The organism is Mesorhizobium sp. PUT5 (assembly GCF_052216645.1).
In the GTDB taxonomy this organism is placed as follows: domain Bacteria; phylum Pseudomonadota; class Alphaproteobacteria; order Rhizobiales; family Rhizobiaceae; genus Mesorhizobium.
Genome location: NZ_JBQOSO010000001.1, coordinates 318955 through 339131 on the forward strand (window position 1 = coordinate 318955; position 20177 = coordinate 339131).

18 protein-coding genes and 1 pseudogene are annotated in these 20177 nt (G+C 65.8%); 8 read left to right on the forward strand and 11 right to left on the reverse strand.

Translation table 11 applies throughout. The features are described 5' to 3' along the window. From ACTDI4_RS01470 to ACTDI4_RS01490, 5 genes are all read left to right on the forward strand, one after another. Positions 1–1002, forward strand: coding sequence for a branched-chain amino acid ABC transporter permease (locus ACTDI4_RS01470; RefSeq protein ID WP_442839438.1), 1002 nt, complete (start codon positions 1–3; stop codon positions 1000–1002). A 58-nt stretch (positions 1003–1060) separates the two neighbouring features. Continuing rightward, complete coding sequence (locus ACTDI4_RS01475) at positions 1061–2254, forward strand: ABC transporter substrate-binding protein (protein ID WP_442839439.1); 1194 nt, start codon at positions 1061–1063, stop codon at positions 2252–2254. 109 nt (positions 2255–2363) lie between these two features. Next, positions 2364–3557 carry an aminotransferase-like domain-containing protein gene (locus ACTDI4_RS01480; protein ID WP_442839440.1) on the forward strand — a complete coding sequence of 398 codons (1194 nt, stop codon included), beginning with the start codon at positions 2364–2366 and terminating at the stop codon, positions 3555–3557. 54 nt (positions 3558–3611) lie between these two features. Further along, entirely contained in the window at positions 3612–4382 is a 771-nt protein-coding gene (locus ACTDI4_RS01485) for a 2-keto-4-pentenoate hydratase (protein WP_442839441.1), read from the forward strand. 46 nt (positions 4383–4428) lie between these two features. Next, positions 4429–5163, forward strand: coding sequence for an SDR family oxidoreductase (locus ACTDI4_RS01490; protein WP_442839442.1), 735 nt, complete (start codon positions 4429–4431; stop codon positions 5161–5163). A 22-nt stretch (positions 5164–5185) separates the two neighbouring features. On the opposite strand, the gene ACTDI4_RS01495 is transcribed toward ACTDI4_RS01490, so the two are convergent. Further along, the gene (locus tag ACTDI4_RS01495; protein ID WP_442839443.1) at positions 5186–6358 is read right to left on the reverse strand and encodes an acyltransferase family protein; all 1173 of its coding nucleotides are present in this window, start codon (positions 6356–6358) and stop codon (positions 5186–5188) included. Positions 6359–6561: 203 nt separating this feature from the next. Here ACTDI4_RS01495 and ACTDI4_RS01500 point away from each other — a divergent pair, with 203 nt between their 5' ends. Further along, complete coding sequence (locus ACTDI4_RS01500) at positions 6562–7338, forward strand: metallophosphoesterase (protein ID WP_442839444.1); 777 nt, start codon at positions 6562–6564, stop codon at positions 7336–7338. Between the two features lie 32 nt (positions 7339–7370). Here ACTDI4_RS01500 and ACTDI4_RS01505 read toward each other — a convergent pair whose 3' ends face one another. The 9 genes from ACTDI4_RS01505 to ACTDI4_RS01545 form a co-directional block, all read right to left on the reverse strand. Continuing rightward, positions 7371–9683: a Wzz/FepE/Etk N-terminal domain-containing protein gene (locus ACTDI4_RS01505; protein ID WP_442839445.1), complete on the reverse strand. Its 2313-nt coding sequence runs from the start codon at positions 9681–9683 to the stop codon at positions 7371–7373. Positions 9684–9806: 123 nt separating this feature from the next. Continuing rightward, positions 9807–10703, reverse strand: coding sequence for a UTP--glucose-1-phosphate uridylyltransferase (locus ACTDI4_RS01510; RefSeq protein ID WP_442839446.1), 897 nt, complete (start codon positions 10701–10703; stop codon positions 9807–9809). Between the two features lie 50 nt (positions 10704–10753). Next, positions 10754–11716 (reverse strand): glycosyltransferase family 2 protein, encoded by a 963-nt coding sequence (locus tag ACTDI4_RS01515; protein ID WP_442839447.1) that lies wholly within the window; start codon positions 11714–11716, stop codon positions 10754–10756. Next, positions 11706–12647, reverse strand: a complete 942-nt coding sequence (locus ACTDI4_RS01520) for a glycosyltransferase (protein ID WP_442839448.1) — start codon at positions 12645–12647, stop codon at positions 11706–11708. Before ACTDI4_RS01520 ends, ACTDI4_RS01515 begins: the two co-directional genes overlap by 11 nt. Next, entirely contained in the window at positions 12644–13693 is a 1050-nt protein-coding gene (locus ACTDI4_RS01525; protein WP_442839449.1) for a glycosyltransferase family 2 protein, read from the reverse strand. The genes ACTDI4_RS01520 and ACTDI4_RS01525 overlap by 4 nt, the downstream gene beginning before the upstream one ends. After that, positions 13690–14862, reverse strand: a complete 1173-nt coding sequence (locus tag ACTDI4_RS01530; protein ID WP_442839450.1) for a glycosyltransferase — start codon at positions 14860–14862, stop codon at positions 13690–13692. Before ACTDI4_RS01530 ends, ACTDI4_RS01525 begins: the two co-directional genes overlap by 4 nt. A gap of 55 nt (positions 14863–14917) precedes the next feature. Continuing rightward, the gene (locus ACTDI4_RS01535) at positions 14918–15733 is read right to left on the reverse strand and encodes a glycoside hydrolase family 16 protein (RefSeq protein WP_442839451.1); all 816 of its coding nucleotides are present in this window, start codon (positions 15731–15733) and stop codon (positions 14918–14920) included. A gap of 136 nt (positions 15734–15869) precedes the next feature. Continuing rightward, positions 15870–16208 (reverse strand): hypothetical protein, encoded by a 339-nt coding sequence (locus tag ACTDI4_RS01540; protein ID WP_442839452.1) that lies wholly within the window; start codon positions 16206–16208, stop codon positions 15870–15872. 162 nt (positions 16209–16370) lie between these two features. Then, entirely contained in the window at positions 16371–17864 is a 1494-nt protein-coding gene (locus ACTDI4_RS01545; protein WP_442839453.1) for a lipopolysaccharide biosynthesis protein, read from the reverse strand. 117 nt (positions 17865–17981) lie between these two features. Here ACTDI4_RS01545 and ACTDI4_RS01550 point away from each other — a divergent pair, with 117 nt between their 5' ends. Continuing rightward, on the forward strand, positions 17982–18941 hold the full coding sequence (locus tag ACTDI4_RS01550; protein WP_442839454.1) for a glycosyltransferase family 2 protein: 960 nt from the start codon (positions 17982–17984) through the stop codon (positions 18939–18941). Positions 18942–18951: 10 nt separating this feature from the next. Next, positions 18952–19902 (forward strand): polysaccharide pyruvyl transferase family protein, encoded by a 951-nt coding sequence (locus tag ACTDI4_RS01555; RefSeq protein ID WP_442839455.1) that lies wholly within the window; start codon positions 18952–18954, stop codon positions 19900–19902. Here ACTDI4_RS01555 and ACTDI4_RS01560 read toward each other — a convergent pair. Further along, positions 19893–20177 (reverse strand): annotated as a pseudogene (locus tag ACTDI4_RS01560) (glycosyl transferase family A); the annotation flags it as partial. The gene ACTDI4_RS01555 and the pseudogene ACTDI4_RS01560 sit on opposite strands and share 10 nt — an antisense overlap.

Here is a 20177-nt window from a genome sequence, read left to right on the forward strand (position 1 = left end):
ATGGAATGGATCACCGTCCTCAACTACCCGATCTATCTGGCGATATTCATCTGCATCTACGGCTGCCTCGCCATCGGGCTGAACATCCAATGGGGCTATGCCGGCCTTTTCAACGCGGGAGTGGCCGGGTTCTTCGCCATCGGCGCCTATACGTCGGCGATCCTTACCTCTCCCTGGGCCGAGGGCCGGCTCGGCGGCTTCGACCTGCCGTTTCCTGTCGGCCTCGTCGGGGCGATGCTGCTGGCCGGGCTGCTCGCATGGCCGATCGGCAAGATATGCCTGCGTTTCCAGTCCGACTATCTGGCGATCGTCACGATCGGCGTGGCCGAAGGGATCCGCCTCGTGGCGCGCTCCGAGGAGTGGCTGACCAACTCCGCCCGCGGCATCACCGCCATCCCCCGGCCGTTCGGCGACCTGCCCTACGGGCAGGCGCAGATGGTCTATCTGGGCATCACCGCGCTGATCCTGCTCGTGGCCTACGTGCTTGTCGAACGCCAGGCCGTCTCGCCCTGGGGCCGGATGATGCGTGCCATCCGCGACAACGAGAGCGCGGCCCGGGCCATGGGCAAGGACGTGCCCTACCGCCGTCTCGAAGCCTTCATCCTGGGCTCGGCGCTGATGGGCCTGGCGGGCGCACTGTACGTGCATCTCGCCCGTACCATCACGCCGGACGCCATCGATCCGATGCTTGTCACCTTCCTGGTGTGGATCATGGTCATTCTGGGCGGGTCGGGAAACAACCGGGGCGTGCTTCTCGGCGCGATCATCGTCTGGATCATCTGGTCGACGTCCGAGATCATCACCGACCAGTTGCCGTCGGAATACGCCCTGAAGGCCAAGTATGGCCGCATGTTCCTGATCGGCCTGCTGCTGCAACTCGTGCTCCGCTTCCGGCCCGCAGGGCTGCTGCCCGAGAGATTGCGCAAGGAACCGCGGGACCGGGAGCGGCCGGTGGACGAGGATAGCGCCGCTGCTTCGGCAACCGGCAAGATCGCCAATTGACTTTATCCGGAAAGGCGAATGGATCGCCGAACCGACAACGACGGAGGATGGAATGAAAATGAAGCTTGCTGTGGCGGCCTCGATGTTGCTGGGGGCCAGCGCCCTGGCGACGCCGACGCTTGCCGACGTCAATATCGGCCTGCTGAACGGCATCACCGGCGGCGCCGCCGCGATGGCCCCTGAAATTACCAAGTCGCTCCAGTTCGCGGTCGATCAGATCAACGAACAGGGCGGCGTCCTTCAGGGCGAAAAGCTGGTCGGCATCATGGCCGACGACGGGTGCAGCCCGCAGGTCGCCGCCGACGCGGCCACCAAGCTCGTCAACGTCTCCCAGGTCATCGGCATTGTCGGGCCCCTGTGCTCGGGCGCGCTGATGGCGGCCACCAGTTCGGCCACGATCCCGGCCGGCGTCATCCTGATCTCGCAGGCCGCCACGTCGCCCGAAATCAGCACGCTCAAGGACAACGACCTGGTGTTCCGGACGATCCCGTCGGACGAATATCAGGGCCAGGCGCTGGCGCGGACGCTTCTCGACCGCGGCACCAAGAAAGTGGCCGTTTCCTTCATCAACAACGACTACGGCAAGGGCATTGCCGAAGCGTTCAAGAAGGAATTCGAAGCCAAGGGCGGCGAGATCGCCGGCTACGAGGCGCATGAGGAAAACAAGTCGTCCTATCGCGCCGACCTTGCCGGGCTGGCCCAGGGCGGCGCCGATACGCTGGTCCTGCTCGACTACGGCGACACGTCCGGCCTGACCGTGCTGCGCGAAGCGATCGAGAACGGTTTCTTCGAGAATTTCGTCGGCGCCGAGGGCATGAAGACGTCCGCTCCGATCAAGGCGATCGGCGGCGACAATCTGACGACCTTCACGGCCTCCGCGCCGGTCAGCGTGAAGTCCGAAGCGCTCGACATCTTCAACAAGGGCTTTGCCGAATCCGGCGGCGACATCAATGCCAGCTATGTCGGCCCTTCCTACGACGCCGTGTTCCTGCTGGCGCTGGCCATCGAGAAAGCCGGCGGCGATAAGGCCAAGTTGCCGGAAGCGCTGCGTGCCGTCTCGAATGGCGAGGGCGAGCCGATTCTGCCCGGCGAATGGAAGAAGGCCAAGGAACTGATCGCTGCCGGCAAGGCGGTCGACTACAGGGGCGCCTCCGGTGAACTCAACTTCGACGCCAATGGCGACGTCCCGGGCAGCTACGCCCTGTTCAAGGTCGTCGGCGACGATTGGGAAGTCGAAACCGAAATGAAGTGACCGTGCCGGCGCGGCGGGTCCGGGCCCGCCGCGCCGCCATCGTTGCGCGTTGCGGCGCGTGCTTCCGGCAGCGCCGGCACCGTGCCTTTTCCATGAAGTGAGATTGCAAATGAACATCCGGCTCGCCGACCGCATGTCGCAAGTGAAGCCATCCGCCATCCGCGAGCTTCTGCAACTCGGGGCGGACCCCAGCATCATCTCCTTCGGCGGAGGCTACCCGGATGCGTCGTTGTTCCCGCTGGAGCATCTGGAGGCCGTCTTCCGCTCCGTGATCGCCGACAACGGCCACGAAGCGCTGCAATATACCGTTTCGAACGGCAGTCCGAAGCTGCGCGGGCAGATCGCCGCCAGGATGAGCCGCGATGGCATCGACTGCGGCGCCGACAACGTGCTGGTCCTGCAAGGCGCCCAGCAAGGGCTGGATCTGGTCGCCAAGATGCTGATCGACAAGGGCGACGTCATCATCACGGAAAACCCGACCTTCCTCGGTGCGCTCATCGCCTTCAATCCCTGCGAACCGCGCTATGCCACCGTGCGGATTGACGACGACGGCATGGACATGGACGACCTGGAGCGGACGCTTGCACGCAATCCGGGGGCAAAACTTCTCTACACCGTGCCCGACTTCCAGAACCCGACCGGCGTGACGCTCAGCCTGGAGCGCCGCAGGAAGCTGGTCGAGCTGGCCAACAGGTTCGATTTCGTCATCCTGGAAGACACGCCCTATCGCGAGATCCGCTATCAGGGCGAGCCGCTTGCGCCCATCAAGAGCTTCGACACGGAAGGCCGCGTCATCTATCTCGGCAGCTTCTCCAAGATCCTCGCGCCCGGCCTGCGGTTGGGCTGGGCAGTGGCTTCCGAGCAGATCATCCAGCAGCTCGGCCTGCTGAAGCTCGCCGCCGACACCCAGTGCAGCACGCTGAACATGGCAGCGGTCTCGTTGTTTCTCGACACCTACGACATCGATGCGCATATCGCGACCATCCGCCGGACCTATCGCCGCAAGAAGGACCTGATGCTCGACACCATCAGGCGCACCTTCCCCCAGGACGTCGCCTTCACCGAACCCAGCGGCGGCCTGTTCACCTGGCTGACCTTTCCGGAAGGCTTCGACACCACCCGCTTCATGGCCGACCACGCATTGCCCGAAGCCAAGGTCGCCTACGTCCCCGGCGCGACGTTTTTCCCGCTCCGGCAGGAGGCCAATCATGCTCGCGTCAGCTATTCGACGCAATCGGACGAGGCCATCGTCAAGGGGATCACTGCGCTGGGCCAGTTGCTGACCGCAAGGCTCCAGGCATAACGCCGGCCGCAAGAGGAAGTCCGAATCGACTGCCGGAACGAAGGGAACAGGGATTTGACAGAGATCATCGAAGGGATCGCCGGGACGCTGGTCGCCGAACATCGCGGCGGCACCAAATTCCACAGGCTGGACGGGATCAATGATCTGGCGGAAGCCTACCGCGTGCAGGACGCCTATATCGGCGCGATCATCGGCGACAACGGCACGGCCGGCTACAAGATCGGCCTGACTTCGAAGCGCATGCAGGAGATGTGCGGCATCGACCAGCCGATCAGGGGAACGATCTTCAGCAACCGCGTCGCCGGCTCCGGCGCGCATCTGTCGCTGGCCGATTATCACCATCTCGGCCTCGAATTCGAGATCTGCGTCCGGCTCGGCCGCGATCTGGCGCCGACCGGGGTTCCGTTCACGCCGGAAAGCGCGGGCGAAGCCGTCGATGCCGTCGCCGCCGCCATCGAACTGGTGGACGACCGCCACGCCGACTACAGCGTGCTTCATTGCGAAACGCTGGTGGCCGACAACTCCTGGAATGCCGGCATCGTGGTGGGAGCCTTCGTGCCGCCGCCGGCCCGCCTTGACGAGGTGGAGGGCATCGCCTTTCAGGACGGGGTCGAACTGGCGCGCGGCCGGGGCGCCGACGCGCTCGGCCATCCGTTCGTTCCGCTTGCCTGGCTGGCCAACCACCTGGCCGGTTCCGGGCGGATGCTGCGCAAGGGCGATCTCGTCATGACCGGCAGCATCGTCACCACGCGGTTTCCCGCCGGAGCGTTCAACTATCGTTTCGACGTCTCCGGGATCGGCAGCGTCGAACTCAGCGGCGCGTGATCCCGGCCTCAGGGCCCGACGGTGAAGGTAGGAAGGAGGCTATGTCATGGACCTCGGATTGAAAGGCAAGTCCGCCCTCGTCATGGGCGCGTCGAAGGGACTCGGCTTTGCCGTGGCCAGGGAACTGGCCGCCGAGGGCGTGAAGATCGCCATTTGCGCGCGCGACGAAGCCCGGCTCAGCAATGCCGCCGAAACGCTCGGGGCGACCGCGCTGGCGGGCGATTTGAGACAGCCCCAAGAGGGCCGTCGTCTGGTCGAGCAGGCGATCTCCGCGCTTGGCGCGGTCGATATTCTCGTCGTCAACACGGGCGGTCCGCCGACCATGCCTTTCGAAAACATCTCGTCCGACGATTGGCGCAATGCGTTCGACGGGCTGTTCATGAGCGCGACCGACGCCATTCGCGCCGCCATACCCGGCATGCGCGAGCGCAACTGGGGCCGCATCCTGCTGGTGACGTCGATCGCCGCCAAGGAACCGATCAACAATTTCACCATCTCCAACGCCTTGCGGGCGGGCCTCCACGGCCTGACGAAGACGCTGAGCCGTGAATTCGCCGCCAGCGGCATCACCGTCAATGCCCTGATGCCGGGTTACACGATGACGGAGAGGCTGGCGGAGGCGAAGCTCGATCTCCAGAAGGTCGCCGGGATGATCCCCATGGGCCGCATCGGCCAGCCGGAAGAGTTCGCGGCGCTTGCCTCGTTCCTGGCCTCTGCCAGGGCAGGCTACATCACCGGGCAGGCGATTGCCTGCGACGGCGGCGCGCTGTGGTCGATATGAGCTGACGACGGCCGCGGCCCGATCAGTTTCGGCGCACGGCCTTCGCTTCGTTCCCGTCATATCGCCTTGGCAGGGTCGCCCCTGTCTTCAGGGGCGGCGCGCCATGCCCCGCATTGAAGAGGAACAGCAGCGCCGGGCTTGCGCCGATGACGCGCAGGCCGAGAACGGCGCAGATGACGGCAATGACCGGCAGCGAGAAAAAGGTGAGCGGGAACAGGTCCGACCCGTAATTGCCGAAAAAGCGCCGGAAGGCGATGCCGAGAAAATTGAACAGGATGGCGTGGCTGCAGAACAGGAAGAACGCATAGGGTTCCAGCCGCGTGCACAGCTTCGCCAGCGTTGAATGGCGTATCGCGCCCGTCAGCAGCCAGAAGCCGCCGGCCATGGTGATGCGCAGCAGGGTGTCGAGCGCAAGCCGCAGGGTCGGATCCATCTCGCTCAGCAGCACCCGCTGGACCCGGAGCGTCAGGAAGACGGCGACCATGATCGCAAGCCCCGCCGTCAGCACCCGCGCCATCCGGTCGATCGTCCGGCTGTCGGGCCCGGCAATGCGCAGCCACATGCCAAGACCGAAAAACAGCAGAAGCTGTGGCCGCTGCATGATGAGCAGGTCGTCGCCGAACACCATGAAGGCGACCAGTCCGAGCAGGGTTGCGAGCGGCGCTCGCGTCAGACCGGCAAGGAGCGCCGGTGAAAGCACGCAGCAGACGAAGAGGTCCCGCAGGAACCACAGCGGCACGTCGAGCGGCCATGTCGTAAGCGCAAGCAGCGCGTTCGCCATGCCGGCCGCAGAAAATTCCGGCATGTCGTGCCAGTTGCCGCTGATCAGGCCGTAGATCGCCAGCAGCGCCAGCATCAAGATGTTCCAGGCGGCCAGCGGCACGACGAGCGTGCGCAGCTTGGATTTGACCAGCTTCCAGCTACCCGCCTTCCGCAGGCTGGCGACCACGAAGTAGCCGGAGACGATGCTGAGCAGCGACACCGAGCTGAGGCCCAGGAGCCGCGAAAAGATGAAATAGACGATGTCGAATGCCCCGGCATCGCGGTCGTAGACGTTTTCGGCGATTCCCGGCTGGACGTGGACGAACATCATGAGGAAGATGCACAAGAAGCGCGCGATGCTCACACGTTCCGACACGTCCGGCGGGACGCGGGAGGTCGAAGCGGGCCTGAAAGGGTCGTTACTGGTCTTCAAGTTTCATCTCCTTGAAGAAGGGGATCGGTCCCGGCACCCGGGCCTCGTCGGGCACGGCCTTTCCGGAAGCGGGGGCGCACGGGAAGCGGTGGCGCTTCCCCGGCAGGGGACAGGCGCGGAAACCATGGGAACCACCACCTGTTGCAGAGCCGACGAATGCAGACCTGGCTAGCATGCGGCCATTTCCCTGAGGCAGGCGGGCGATGAAGACGGTCGCGCGCCTGTTCGGACGGGGCAGGAGAGCCGCCCGGGAACCGCGCCCCCGCCTGCGGCTCGACCCGGGCGACACGCCCATCTATGCGATCGGGGACGTGCATGGCTGCCTCGACGAATTGCGGGCGCTCGAACGCCATATCGAGGAGGACGCCAGCGCCTTGCCCGGGCGCAAGCTGATCGTGATGCTGGGCGATTATGTCGACAGGGGGCCATCCTCGGCACAGGTCCTCGACCATCTGATCGCGCCGGCGCCGGCCGGCTTCGAGCGCATCTGTCTTGCAGGCAATCACGATCTTGCCATGCTGGACTACCTGGAAGGCCGCGCCGGCCTGCGGTCATGGCTCGCCATCGGCGCCGAGCCGACGCTGTTTTCCTACGGCATCGACCACAACCGCCTGCGCGACCTGCACCGAGGTGCAGGACAGCTCGACGACGCCATCCGCGATGCCATTCCCCCCGCGCATCGGGACTTCCTGTGCTCCCTGCCGATCCTGGTCGAGGCGGACAGATATCTCTTCGTCCACGCGGGTATCCGCCCCGGCGTGGAACTGGCGAAACAGAGCGACCACGATCTTGTCTTCATCCGCTCGGATTTTTTCGATCATGCCGATCTGCTCACCCGCTACGTCGTTCACGGGCATACGCCCGTCGAGGAGGCGAAGCGCGAAGGCATGCGGGTCAATATCGACACCGGCGCTTTCTTCAGCGGCAGGCTCTCGGCGCTGCGCATATGGCGCGGCAAGGGGCGATACCTGACCAACTGAAGGCCCTGCGCCCCGTCCTGGCATGGCCGTGGTCAAGCCTTTTCCTTCCGGCCGGTCCTGGCCGCGGGCGAAACCTCTTCCACGTAGTAGGAGACGTAGCGGTCGAGATATTGCTCGGCGCCGCCGAACTGCCCGTAGCGCGCGAGCTTCTTCATGTCGGTCTTGTTGAGCACGATGCCGAGCGTCCTGGCGGCGATCTGCCGCTCGGTCTGCAATATGGAACGCACCAGAAGCCGGGGCGTGGCGCCCCATTCGGCCACCATCACCAGGCCGTCGGCCAGCGGCGCGAACGCCTTGGCGTCGACCACCGGCCCCAGCGGCGGCAGGTCCACCACGATATAGTCGAAGCAGGCACGCATCTCCTCGAGCAGATCGGCCATGCCCGGCCCCGAAATCAGTTCGCTGGTGTGGGACAGGCGCCTGCGTCCGACGGTGGGCAGGATCGCGAGCTGGGTCTTGCGGTCGGTAAGGCAGGCATTCTGCCAGCGCACGTCGCCGACGATCGCTTCCACCAGCCCTTTTTCCGGCTGCGGCAGGCTGCGGCTCAGGCCCGGATTGCGCAGATCGGCATCGATGAGCAGCGTCCTTGCGCCATTGGCCGCCAGGAGGCCGGCGAAATTCGCGGCCACCGTCGTCTTGCCTTCCCTGGGCAGCACCGACACGAAGCCGATGACCTTGCAGGGGCTGTGATGCAGGACGACGTCGCCGGCCAGCTTGACGTTGCGCAGCGTCTCGGCAAACGACGAACTGGGCGCATTGATCGCCACCCGCAGCATGCGCGGCGTGACCGTTTCCGAACTGTGCGGGCGCGCCTTCTCCCCGTTTGCGGCCGCGCCGCCCGCTTCGATCAGCCTGTTGCCGATCTGTGGCAGGTAGCCGAGGAAATTCACGCCCAGCGAATCGCGAACGTCGTCGCCGGTGCGGAAGAAGCGCTCGCGGAATTCCTGCACCGTGCCTGCGGCCGCGCCGGCGAAGAGGCCGAGCACGAGCGACAGTCCCAGCACCATGGTCTTGCGCGGGCTGGATGCGGTCGTCGGATTGTCGGCCTGCGAGATGATGCGGGCCTGCGCGATCGGGAAGGAACGCTGCTGGGCCGCTTCCTCGTAGCGGGCGAGGAATGCCTGATAGAGCGCCGCGAGCGCCTGCGATTTCTGCTCGAGATTGCGCAGCTCGACCTGATCCTTGCCGGTCATGGAGTTCCGGCCCGAAAGATCCTGGACGTTCGTCCGCAAGGACTCCTCTCGCGACCTGGCCACCTGGTATTCGTTGCGATAGCTCTCCGTCAGGCGCTGGAGCTCGGCGAAGATCTGCCGGGTCAGGTCCGCCTCCTCACGCCGCAGCGCAACCGCCTGGGGGTGGTCCTCGCCGAAACGGCTCGAAATATCCTGCTCGCGCTTGGAAATGCTCAGATAGCGCGACTTCATCTCGTTGATGGCGTTGGTGTTGTTGCCGCTGGTGCCCTTTTCCGCCGGGATCGTGGCGTTCCTGACGGCATTGTCCGGGCCGCTGTCGACGATGGCCTTGAACTGGTTGTAACGGGCGGACGCGTTGGCCGTGTCCGCCTGGGCGAGGATGAGCTGGCTGTTGAGGTCGGAAAGCTGCTGCTCGGACATGAGTTCGCCGCGCGCCGCCGTCAGCCCGGTCCTGGCCCGGAATTGCTCGACGGCGAGCGCGGCCTCCTGAGAGCTTTCGCGCAGGTCGTCTAGGCGCCCCTGCAACCATACCGTGGCCCGCTGGGTGGCGTCGAAATTCGCGTCGAGATGGTCGGCGAGATAGGCGTCCGCATAGGCGCGCGTGATCGCGCCCGCCAGTTTCGGATCCTGATTTTCGAAGGAAAGCTCGATGACCAGGCTGCGCCCGACACGCTCGGCGTTAAGGCCGGACTGGAGCAGGGCGACCGCCTTGCCGATCCTGGCATTCTCCGCCGACCTGTCCGACGATGCCGGGGAGGACGAGAACAGCCCGGCGAGCGACTTGACCGCGGCCTTGAGCCAGCCGGACGGCGAGCGCGGCGGGTTCAGGAAGGCGTCGTTGTCCTGGAGCTTCTGGTCCATCACCACCGACCGGGCAAGCCGGCTGGATTTCAGGATCTCGACCTGGCTGAGAACCATCGCATCGGCCTGCGGCCCGGCGGGCGGCGCCTGCTTGTCCTCGGCGAATTTGGTCAGGCTGTCGTCGAGCAGGATGCGGGTGGAGGCCGTGTAAAGCGACGGCGTGAAGGCAAGGTAGAGCGCGCCGACAAGAACCCCCAGGGCGGCAAACAGGCCGACCAGCCTCATCTGCCGGCGCGCGGCGGCCACGAGCATATCGAGATCGATGAAATTGTCCGCATCCGTGGCGGACATGAGACCTCGGTTCTTCAATGGGAAACTTCCATGGTTCATGAGCTTGCCTGCCGCCCGCCGCGTCATCACGCGCAGATGCCGGCCGCGGCTGCGCGCCGCGGCCATTCTTCTGCGCCGTTGTTCTCAAGCCGCCTGCGAAAGACGCCTGCGGGAAACGAGCATCTTCTCGATCGGTCCCAGCACCGTGTCGCGGATGTCGTCGCGAGCGAGCGCGAAGGCGACGTTTGCCTGGATGAAGCCATCCTTGGAGCCGCAGTCGAACATGCGGCCCTCGAAGGGCGCGGCGAAGAATTGCTGGCGTTGCGCCAGCCGCACCATGGCGTCGGTGAGCTGGATCTCGTTGCCGGCGCCGCGCTCCTGCGTGTCGAGGATGTCGAAGATGTCGGGCTGCAGCACATAGCGGCCGTTGATGTAGTGGTTCGACGGCGCGGCCTCCGGCGCCGGCTTCTCGACCATGCTGGTGATGGTGAAGCCGGAACCCGTCCGGGCGCCCTTGCCGACGATGCCGTAGCTGGCGGTCTCCCTGGGATCGCACTGCTCGACGGCGATCACATTGCCGCCGGTCTGCCGGTAGAGTTCCATCACGCCGGACAGGCAGCCCTTGTCGCCGTAGGACACCATGTCGGGCAGCAGCAGGGCAAAAGGCTCGTCGCCGATGATATCGCGCGCGCACCATACCGCATGACCGAGCCCATGCGGTGCCTGCTGGCGGGTGAAGCTGATCGTGCCCGGCATCGGCTGAAGCCGGCCGAGCGAAGCAAGCTGCTCGTTCTTGCCCGCGCGGGTCAGCGTGTCGAGCAGTTCGGGCTGGATGTCGAAATAGTCCTCGATGACATGCTTGTTGCGCCCGGTGACGAAGACGATGTGCTCGATGCCTGCTTCAAGCGCCTCGTCGACCGCATATTGCACGACCGGGCGGTCGACCACGGTCAGCATCTCCTTGGGCATGGCCTTCGTCGCCGGGAGAAACCGCGTTCCCAGCCCCGCGACCGGAATCACCGCTTTTCTGACTTTCTTCATCGCATCTTCCCTCTTTGAGATCGGGTCCCCCGCCGATTCGAACGGTTCCGTCATCTGATCCGCGCTGCGGTGCCTGCCGGCCGGAGCGTCGACGCCAGCCGGCGCAGCCGCGCCGCCACCGGCATCCTGAGATGCCTGAGCGCGGCCGGATCGCGCAGCGCCGTGCCTGCCGCCCTGAGCGGTGCGCCATCCTTCAGATGGCGGACCAGAAGCAGGAAGGAGGCCGCCTGCCGCAGGGAGCGCGTGCGCCGCGCCTGCGCTGCCTGCGCCTGGCGGTTCAATTCATGGGCGTGAACGAAATCGGCATCCGCCTTCAGCAGCGCCTCGAGATGATGCAGTTCCAGCACGCGCGAAATGGAACCGCCGCGAATGTGGTAGCTGTAGCCGACCAGCGGCTCGACGACGCAGCGCCCGCCGCGCGCCAGCGCCGAGGCCAGCAGCAGATAGTCTTCGCCGATGCGCAAGGCCTCGACATAGCGAAGGCCTGGGCGCTGGATGAAGGCGCGTTCAAAAAGCGGCTTCACATAGCCGAAGGAGAACCGCCCCTCGAACATCAGGTTGCCGGCGATGAAGTCGGCGAGACCGAGTTCGGGGCGCGCTTGGAGGAAATCCGCGTCGAACATGGCCTGCGGGGCGCCCGCGCCGTTTTCCACCACTTCGAGATTGTCGATGGCTATCTGCGCTTGTGCCGCCTCGGCGCGGTCGATCAGGCGCCGCAGCCGATCGGGACGGACGGTATCGTCCGAATCGAGGATCGCGATCCAGCGTCCGCTCGCCGCGTCGAAGCCGGCATTGCGGGCGCCGCCGGGGCCGCGGTTCTCATCGAGCGCGATCACCTTGACCTGCCCGGGCGGAAAGGCCCGTGCGACCTCGAGGGTGCGGTCGTTCGAGCAATCGTCGACGACGACCACTTCGACGTTCACGTCCCGCTGGGCCAGCGCGCTTTCGACTGCGCGGGCGATGCCTTGTTCGGCATTGTAGGCGGCGATGACGAAGCTGACGTCAGGCTGCATGGGTCTGCTCCCTGGCCGGCTCATCGCCATAGAGCCGGATTTCGCGCAAGCCGAGCAAGCCGCTGACCACGCCGACATGCATCACACCCCGCAGGACCTGCCGGTTGCGCCGGTCGGGTATCGCAACGAAGACGAGTGCGGCGCCGAGGCTGAATGCCGCCTTGGCGGCCGCCAGTCCTGCCTGTGTCAGGCGGAGGTGTCTCTGTGCCAGAAGCCGGCCGTGGGTCTGGCCCGAGCGGAACCGCCGCTTCGCCAGCCAGGAAAAACATGCCCGTCCGGCAATCACCGGCTCGTCCACGACGGCATCGCGCGCATAGGCGATCCGTCCGCCGGAGCGATGAAGCTGCGAGAAATATTCGGTGTCCTCGCCGCCTGTGCGTCCCAGCGCCGGATCGAAGCATCGACCCTCCACATGGGGCGATGCGCGCCGCAGCAGCACATTGCCGCTGTAGCCGGTGCGGATTTCGCCGTCGACCCAGGCCGGCTTCGTTGAGTGAAAGTCGCCGCGCCGCATCCACGCCGGTGCGGAAGGCGGATAGATCGCCCGCACCGGCCCCAGCACCGCATCGGCGCCGGTATCCCTTGCCGTTTCGACCAGCCTGGACAGCCACTGCGGCGAGACGGTGGAATCGTCGTCCACGAAAGCGAGGAAATCGCCCTCCGCTGCATCGAGGCAGGCATTGCGGGCCAGCGAGATGTTGGAGGCGGGGCAATGGATGTAGCGCAGCCTGAACGGCAGGTCCGGCGACACCGTCTCGACCAGTTCGCGGGCGCTCGGCTGCGTGTCGTTGTCGGCCACCACGACGCTCACGACCGACCCGTCCGGCAGGTCGAGCGCGCAGAGCGAGCGCAGCGTCTGCGCCAGATGGGGCCGGCGATAGGTGCATATGCAGATATCGATCCGCGTCGGGGATTTGGACGGATTGCTCATGGCGCCCGTGCCCCGCGCTGCTTCCAGGGCTGTTGCCGCCAGGCTTTCAGATATTCCAGCCAGAAGCCGGTGGACCAGGCCAGGTGCATGATCATGGCCGACACGCCCGCCAGGGGGCCGTGGCGGTTGCGCCGGCTCGCAGCCAGCCAGGCGCCGTATCCGATGCAGGCGGCAACCCACAGAAAGACCGGGACGAGGGCGGTCGTGCTGAGCACGGCCAGCGCCATGCCGGCCACCGCCGGCAGCACGAGCAGCGGAATGGCTTGCCGAGGCTTGAGCCGGGTGCCATGCTTGAGGACGTTTCTGGCCCGGCCGCGGCCGTAGCCGAGATATTGCCGGAACAGGGCGCGCGGCGTCGCGCGCGGATAGTAGGTCATGAAGGTCCTGTCGGTCATCCAGATGCGGTAGCCGGCAGCCATGAGCCGGTGATCGAGTTCCGCATCCTCGTTATGGCTGAAGCTTTCGTCATAACCGCCCACGGCGCGGAAGGCCTCCACGCGCATCAGCGCGTGATGTCCGTGGTCGGTCCAGTGGCCCGGCACGCCTTCGCGATGCGGCGATCCGCCATTGCCGAGCCTGGAATTCTGCGCCATGGCCGTGGCCTTCTGGAACGGCCCGAAGCCGATCGTGGCCATCGAGACGACGACCGAATCCGCGCCTGTCTCGCGCGCCTCCTCCAGAAGCATCTCGCAATAGCCGTCCGGATAGCCGCCATGGGCGTCGACGCGGATGAAGTAATCGACGTCATGGCCGAATTCGGCCACGGCGAGATTGATGGCGGCGCTCTGCAGACGGCGTTCGTTGTCGAGCAGCAGGACGCACGGTTGCGCCGAAGCGATCTCGCGCACCGTCGCGCGCGTGCCGTCGGTGCTGCCGCCGTCGGCCACCACGATCCTCATGCCGAGCCGCTCGGCCGGTTCCAGAAGCTGGTCTACCAGATCGCCGATATGGTCGACCTCGTTGAGGCAGGGGATCACGATCATGCAGCGGCCGGAGGTGGCCGGTTTCGTCGGGCTCTCTGGCCTGTCGAGGATTTCTCCGCTCATGCCGCCAACTCCACAAGGGCGTCGGGGTGGCGATAGCCGGCGATTCGATGGAGCTGTTCGACCAGACTGCGGCACTCGCCGGGGCCGCAGACCCATGTCCGGCGGTCCTGCGCTTCTATTGCAGCCCGCTGGGCTTCATATCCGTCGGCGGTTACGCCTCCGAGCAACGCGGCGAGGCTCTTTGCCGATGGCTCGTCAAGCAGCAACCCGAGACGCCGCTCGGCCAGGAAGCGGGCGGTTTCCGTGCCTTTCATCGCCAGCGGAACCGCGCCGAACCGGCAGCCTTCGTAAAGCCGGTTGGGCAGCAGCCAGCTCGAATTCATGCCTTCTTCGAAGAAGTCGATGGCCCAGGAGAAGTGCACCTCGCCGTAGATGGCGGGCAGATCCTCCGGATTCCGATAGGCGCCCTCGAAGCGCATATGCGGCTCGGTCCCGACAAAACCGTCGAAGTCGTCGAACTCGACATGGGCGGGCCGGCCGCGCAGCACCACCTCGAAACGGCCGTCCATGGCGCGCGTGAATTCCGCCAGCAGCTTCAGCGATCTGGCGCATCGCAGCGCGCCGAACCATCCGATCCGCCATGGCTCGCCGGCCTGCGGCGGCGGCGCCGGGCGGACGGCACCCTGCGTACCGGAAAGTTCCAGCATCTTGTTCTGGAGCAGGAGCACAGGCGCGCGCGACTGGCCGTAGGCTTCGAAGTAATCGCGCGTGAAGGCCGGCGAGCTGGTCAGAAGCAGCGCTGCGTTGCGGCCCAAAAACCTTTCCGCGCCGCGCATGGCCCTGGCCACGCCGCCGCGCCCGAGCAGCAGACGATGGATGTCCAGGCATTCATAGACGATCGGGATGTCGGCCCCGAACAAGGCGCGGGCCCTGTTGGCCAGCGCCAGCATTTCGAGATTGCGGCCGATGACGATGTCGGGCCGGCCCATGTCCTTCAGCTTCGCGGCGAGCGTCAGCGCGGCCTTCGCCACCGCAGCCAGGCGCTGGCCGAATGCGCGGTTCTGCGTCATGCCGAGATCGATCGGCACGATGCCGGCGAAACCGGGCAGGGCTTCGCGCCGCCGGAAGCCGGCCAGCGTCACCCGGGCGCCGCCGGCCTGCAACATCGAGACGCGCCGACCGACCGCCGGGTCGCACAGATCATGGACCAGGTACAAGACATGCAGCATTGCTTGCTTCACCGGCGATCGGTTCGCCGGCCCGCATGCAGACAGGTGACGGTCTTCATTGCGTACCCTGTTTCAGCTTGCAGACGATGGATTCGGGGAACTGGCAGGGATCGTCCGGCGCGGTGTAGGAAACGCGCTCCACCTCGGCCGCGACGGGCCGGCCCGGATCCTGGAAGGGGCCCATCCAGGACGTCAGCGTGTCGCTGCCCCACACGCTGAGGAATATTTTGGAGGCGTGACTGGGCAGCTTCGCCGGGTCGGTGACCTCGTCGACGAGCTTGCCGTCGACATACCAGGCGATCCGGTCCTTCTGCCAGACGAAGGCGTAGTCGTGGAAACCCTTGTCGGCGCTGCCGGGAACCTCCGCCAGCTTGGCGCTGCCGACGCTCTTGGCGTTGACATACTGGTTGACCTGCACCTTCGACGGGTCCTTGCCGAGCACCTCGAAGTCGATCTCGTCATGGGGCTGCTTGTCGATCGGGCCGATATAGCTGAAGAAGCCGGTGTTGAGGCCGGAGCCGGCCATCGCCTTCATCCGCACCTCGAAGGTGCCGTAACCGTAGCGCTCCCTGGTCTGCACCTCGCCGCAGACATGGCTGCGCTCCTTGTAATCCTGCCTGGCGAAACCGATCCTGAGCCTGCCGTCGGCAACGCTCACCTGCTTGGCGGACCAGGTGCAGTTCTGATGGTCGCCGTTCGACCACCCGTCGGAAACGTACCAGCGCTGCGTGTCGAGCCGGTCGAACTCGTCCACGAAGGACTTGCCGGACGCCCGACCCGCATCTTGCGCCTGCGCCGGAAGCAGTGCCGACAGGGCGAGGATGCCCGACACAACATACAGCGCGGGGGTCCGCACCTGCGTTTTCAACATTGTAACCGTCCTACTTTCTGTTCGGAGCCGACAAGGATCCGCTTCAATTTCGAGCCAATGCGGCAATGCAGATAGGACGGTGAGGGGATGGTAATGTGGCACCCGGCCGGATTTGCGGGGAGCCGGCGGTCACTTTTTATGAGTGCGGGTTAATATGCCTCCCGCCGGCAAAATGCTCGTCCTCGCGGACCGCTTCCGTTTCAAGGGGAAACCGATCCGCATGCGCGCGCATTTCGGTAACGAAAGCCATCTGCCGCTCGAGCGCCTTCAGGCGGGTATCGTAGCGCATCATCGCGCCGGTCAGTTGATCGACGGTCGAGGACAGGCCGGGATCGGGCTGATCGTCTTCCAGGGATTGCTGCGAGAAGGCCGCGCGCTCCGTCGCGGTGGCATGGCGCGCGCGAAGCCCTTCATGTTCCTTTGCGATGGCCGCATGGAAATCGTCCAGGAAGGCGAACAGCTTGGCAAGGCGCACTGCATCGGCTTCGCCGTCCCTCTGGCGACTCCTGACCCGGAACGGGCCGGCCGAGCGGAATTTGAACAATGCCATGGCGAGGCACCCTCCCTTGATTGATTCGCGATTCCATTCTGCGGTCTCGCGGCCGCTTTGCGAATGCCGTCTTGCGACCGGCCGGTCTCAGCAGTTCGCGCCGGCTGCTCCGGCCTTGCGCTGGCGCAGCAGTTCGAGCAGCTTCCGCAACAGGTCGCGCTCGGTGAGCAGCAGCAGGAGGCCATAGATGGCCGCGCCGGCGGCGGCGCCCACCGCCACCTGCGAAAGCGCGTTCCACCACACGCCGCCGGGCAGGCCGGCCTTCACGTGATCGAGCAGGAAACGCACCGCGACCGCCATGATGACGGAAGCGATCATCGGCCGCGTCGTCACGTAGAAGCTGGAGAAAAACGCCGTGCCGTTGGTCCGGAAGACGGCCCACGAATAGAAGACCAGCGTGACCACATTGGCCAGGCACAACCATACCATGGCGGCGAAGAGGCCGCCGGTCATGGCGCCGTAACTGATAAGGCCGTAGACGAGCGCGGCACGCAGCATCGCCACCCACCACAGCACGTCGGACCGGCCTGCGCCCTTGAGGAACGGAATGTAGGTGCTGCAGGGCGACATGATGCCTTTGGAGACCGCAAGCAGGCCGAGCACCGGCCAGGCATGCACCCATTGCGGCCCGAAGATCAGGAACATGCCCGGCTCCGCCACCGCCCACAGGCCGAACATCATCGGCGCCAGGGCGACCGTCGTGACCTGCGTGCTCAGCATCAGGGCATCCGTGCGGCGGCGGGCATCGCCGTTCATATGGCTGAAGACGGGAAACAGAACACCCATCAGCCCCGCCAGCAGCACCTGGTTGGGGATGCTGGAAAAGCGGTTCGCGGCCGCATAGGCGCCGGCGTCGGCAAGCCCCAGATGCCGCGACACCACCACCAGCGGCGACTGGAAGGTGATGAAGTTGAACAGCTCCGAGACCATGATGCCGAGGCTGTACCGGGTGAGCGCGCCGAGCTTGCCCAGCGACAGGACGAATCGCGGCCGGTAGCCGGTGGCGTGGAAAAGCCCGCCCAGCCGCACGACGGCCGACACGAAAAGCTGGGCCACCAGCGACCACACGCCGACGCCCGCCAGGGCGAGGCCGACGGCCGTGACCGCACCCACCGATTCGGAGAAAACGCTCCAGGCCGCATCCTTCCGGAACGCCATGCGCCGCGCCAGCAGCGAATAGGCGACGTCGCCGCTCAGTTGCAGCGGCACCAGAAGCGCCATGACCCGCAAAAGGGAGGCGGCGTCCTCCGCGCCCAGCCAGCCGGCAAAGGGCAGGGCGCATATATAGATGCAGGCCGACATCGCCAGGGCGACGGCCAGATTGACCCAGAAGACGGAGTGCACCGTCTCCTCGTCCTCCTCCCGTTCGAGCACGAGGGAGGCCGAAAGCCCCGCGCTGCCGATCATGGTCAGGAACATCACCACCGTCTGGGCCACGGCAACCACGCCGAACTCCTGGGGGGTGAGGATGCGCGCCAGGATCGGGACGGTGACAAATTTCAGCCCGAATGTGCTGGTCTTGGAAATCACGCTCCAGCCGACACTGTTCGTCACGGTTCTGAGGTTGACTGTTGTCGGCATGGACGGGCGCCGTTCCTTTCGAGATCGGACCCAGTTCGTCAGCGAGCCCTGCGGGGGGCACCGACTGGAACTCATCGGGCCTTTGGCGGCCCCCTAGACTCCCGAAGGCGCGAAAAAATGACGAAGTGCACTGTCATCATACCCTACTACCAGCGGGAGCCCGGAATCCTGGCCCGCGCGCTGCGATCCGTGCTTGCGCAAACCCATCCGGATTTCGACGTGATCGTCGTCGACGACGCCTCGCCCTTGCCGGCAGAAACCGACCTGCAGGAATTTCCTTTGGAAGATCGGGCTCGAATTACCGTTATAAAACAACCCAATGCCGGCCCAGGCGGGGCGCGCAACATGGGGCTGGATCATGTGCCGGCCGATACGGCCTATGTCGCCTTCCTCGATTCCGACGACGAGTGGATGCCTGGCCACCTCGGCGATGCGGTAGCCGCGTTGTCACTTTTTGATGCAGACTGTTACTGGGCTTCGATCCGCGGCGGCGAGGAATTCTACTATCATTTCGGCGTGGCCGATCTCGCGGGCACCACGGAAATGCTGCGCCTGAGCGACGATCCGCCCGTCGTCGAGCTTCCCGATCTCGCCAGTACGATGCTGAGGAACTGGAGCTTTCTGCATCTGTCCTGCATGGTCATCGGCAAGGCGCTGTTCAGCAGGATCCGCTTCGAGGCGGCGCTCAGGCTGGCGGCGGAAGATGTGCTGTTCTTCTATGACTGCGTGCGGAGCGCGCGCCGCACCGTGCTGTCGGAGGCTGTCGGCGCCGCACGCGGCGAAGGCATCAACATCTTCCATGGCATGGGCAGCGATTCGCCGCTGTTCCTGAAACAGCAGTTCAACACCTGGGTGGCGCTGGACCGTCTGGAAAGCCGCTTTCCCCATCGCGCCGAGGACAGGGCCTCGATCGAGGCCTACAAGCAGACGGCGCGCAACCAGGCGCTGTGGGGGCAGGCGCGGCTGGTGAAGGCCCGCAAGGTTCCGCAATTCAGGCAACTTGCGCAATGGGCGTGGCGCGATCCGAAACTATTGCGTAGCGCCGTCCAACTCGCCGTCGGCAAGATCGCCGGATAGGGAGAGCGCCATGCATCCCTTCCATTGGGAATCCGCCCACGGCAATTTCGGCGACGACCTCAACCTGTGGCTCTGGGACTTCCTCCTGCCCGGGCTGCGCGACGTTCATGCACAAACGCTGCTCGTGGGCGTCGGCACGGTGCTGAACGAAGCGCTGTTGCCGGCGGGCGTGAAGAAACTCGTCGTCGGCAGCGGCTTCGGCTATGGCAGCGCGCCGGACCTCTCCGATCCTGCCGAATGGGACGTGCGCGCCGTGCGCGGCCCGCTGACGGCGCGCAGGCTCGGACTGGACGAGCGGCTCGGCATCGTCGACCCGGCCGTCATGGTGGCCGACATGCCGGAATTCCGCGACCTGCCGAAAAGCGGTGGCGCGATCTTCGTGCCGCATTGGGAATCGACGGTGGGCGGCATCTGGCCGACGGTGTGCGGCGAGGCCGGGCTGGGCTACGTCGACCCCTGCGGCGAGGCGAGGAGCGTGATCGGCAAAATCGCGCAAGCCGAACTGGTGGTGGCCGAATCGATGCACGCCGCCATTTTGGCCGATGCGTTCCGCGTGCCCTGGGTTGCGGTCACGACCTCGCAGGGCATCAACAGCTTCAAATGGCAGGACTGGGCGGCATCGCTCGGCGTCCGCTACGCGCCGAGGCGTATCCCGATCTCTTCGCGCGCAGAGGCGATCACGAAAGGGGGCCGCTTCTGGGGCATCAGCTTCGAGGGACGCACGCATGAGGCCGAGGCCCCTTCCGGGCCGGGCACACCGGAAACCATGCTCATGGAAAGGCAGGCGGAGCCTGTCTCGGTGCTGCGTGCGGCGGCAAAGAAGATGCTGGCCGCTCCGTCCATCCTGGCGCTGCGGCAGGCGCGCAAGGCGGAACCGCAGCTCAGCGCCGACCGCGCCCTTGCCGAAAAAAAGGATCGCTTCCGCGAGGTGCTCGCGGGCATTCGCAGGGACTATTTCTGAGCCGCGACACGGGCCGGAAGCAGGTAGCGATGCGGCATCGGGCCTGGTTCGGCCCGGCCGCTCCGCCTGTTGCGCAGGGTTTCCAGCTTGTCGGCGGCCACGCCGCCGACAATTGCCGGCAGGGCTGACGGGCGCATCAGCGCACCGAGACCGGCGCGCAGCAGGCCGGTTTCCGCCTTGCGATCGAGGAAATGGCGCAGTTCGTAGCGACCGCGCACATGCCGTTCATGGCGCATGAGCGCCGCACGCGTGGCGCCCGGCATGGCTGTCGACCC

Excerpts from the sequence above, each read along its gene's own strand:
- ACTDI4_RS01505 (WP_442839445.1), bottom strand. The coding sequence starts at position 9,683 with ATGTCCGCCACGGATGCGGACAATTTCATCGATCTCGATATGCTCGTG.
- ACTDI4_RS01470 (WP_442839438.1), top strand. The coding sequence starts at position 1 with ATGGAATGGATCACCGTCCTCAACTACCCGATCTATCTGGCGATATTC.
- ACTDI4_RS01520 (WP_442839448.1), bottom strand. The coding sequence starts at position 12,647 with ATGAGCAATCCGTCCAAATCCCCGACGCGGATCGATATCTGCATATGC.
- ACTDI4_RS01550 (WP_442839454.1), top strand. The coding sequence starts at position 17,982 with ATGACGAAGTGCACTGTCATCATACCCTACTACCAGCGGGAGCCCGGA.
- ACTDI4_RS01480 (WP_442839440.1), top strand. The coding sequence starts at position 2,364 with ATGAACATCCGGCTCGCCGACCGCATGTCGCAAGTGAAGCCATCCGCC.
- ACTDI4_RS01510 (WP_442839446.1), bottom strand. The coding sequence starts at position 10,703 with ATGAAGAAAGTCAGAAAAGCGGTGATTCCGGTCGCGGGGCTGGGAACG.
- ACTDI4_RS01500 (WP_442839444.1), top strand. The coding sequence starts at position 6,562 with ATGAAGACGGTCGCGCGCCTGTTCGGACGGGGCAGGAGAGCCGCCCGG.
- ACTDI4_RS01515 (WP_442839447.1), bottom strand. The coding sequence starts at position 11,716 with ATGCAGCCTGACGTCAGCTTCGTCATCGCCGCCTACAATGCCGAACAA.
- ACTDI4_RS01490 (WP_442839442.1), top strand. The coding sequence starts at position 4,429 with ATGGACCTCGGATTGAAAGGCAAGTCCGCCCTCGTCATGGGCGCGTCG.
- ACTDI4_RS01545 (WP_442839453.1), bottom strand. The coding sequence starts at position 17,864 with ATGCCGACAACAGTCAACCTCAGAACCGTGACGAACAGTGTCGGCTGG.
- ACTDI4_RS01475 (WP_442839439.1), top strand. The coding sequence starts at position 1,061 with ATGAAGCTTGCTGTGGCGGCCTCGATGTTGCTGGGGGCCAGCGCCCTG.
- ACTDI4_RS01525 (WP_442839449.1), bottom strand. The coding sequence starts at position 13,693 with ATGAGCGGAGAAATCCTCGACAGGCCAGAGAGCCCGACGAAACCGGCC.
- ACTDI4_RS01555 (WP_442839455.1), top strand. The coding sequence starts at position 18,952 with ATGCATCCCTTCCATTGGGAATCCGCCCACGGCAATTTCGGCGACGAC.
- ACTDI4_RS01530 (WP_442839450.1), bottom strand. The coding sequence starts at position 14,862 with ATGCTGCATGTCTTGTACCTGGTCCATGATCTGTGCGACCCGGCGGTC.
- ACTDI4_RS01535 (WP_442839451.1), bottom strand. The coding sequence starts at position 15,733 with ATGTTGAAAACGCAGGTGCGGACCCCCGCGCTGTATGTTGTGTCGGGC.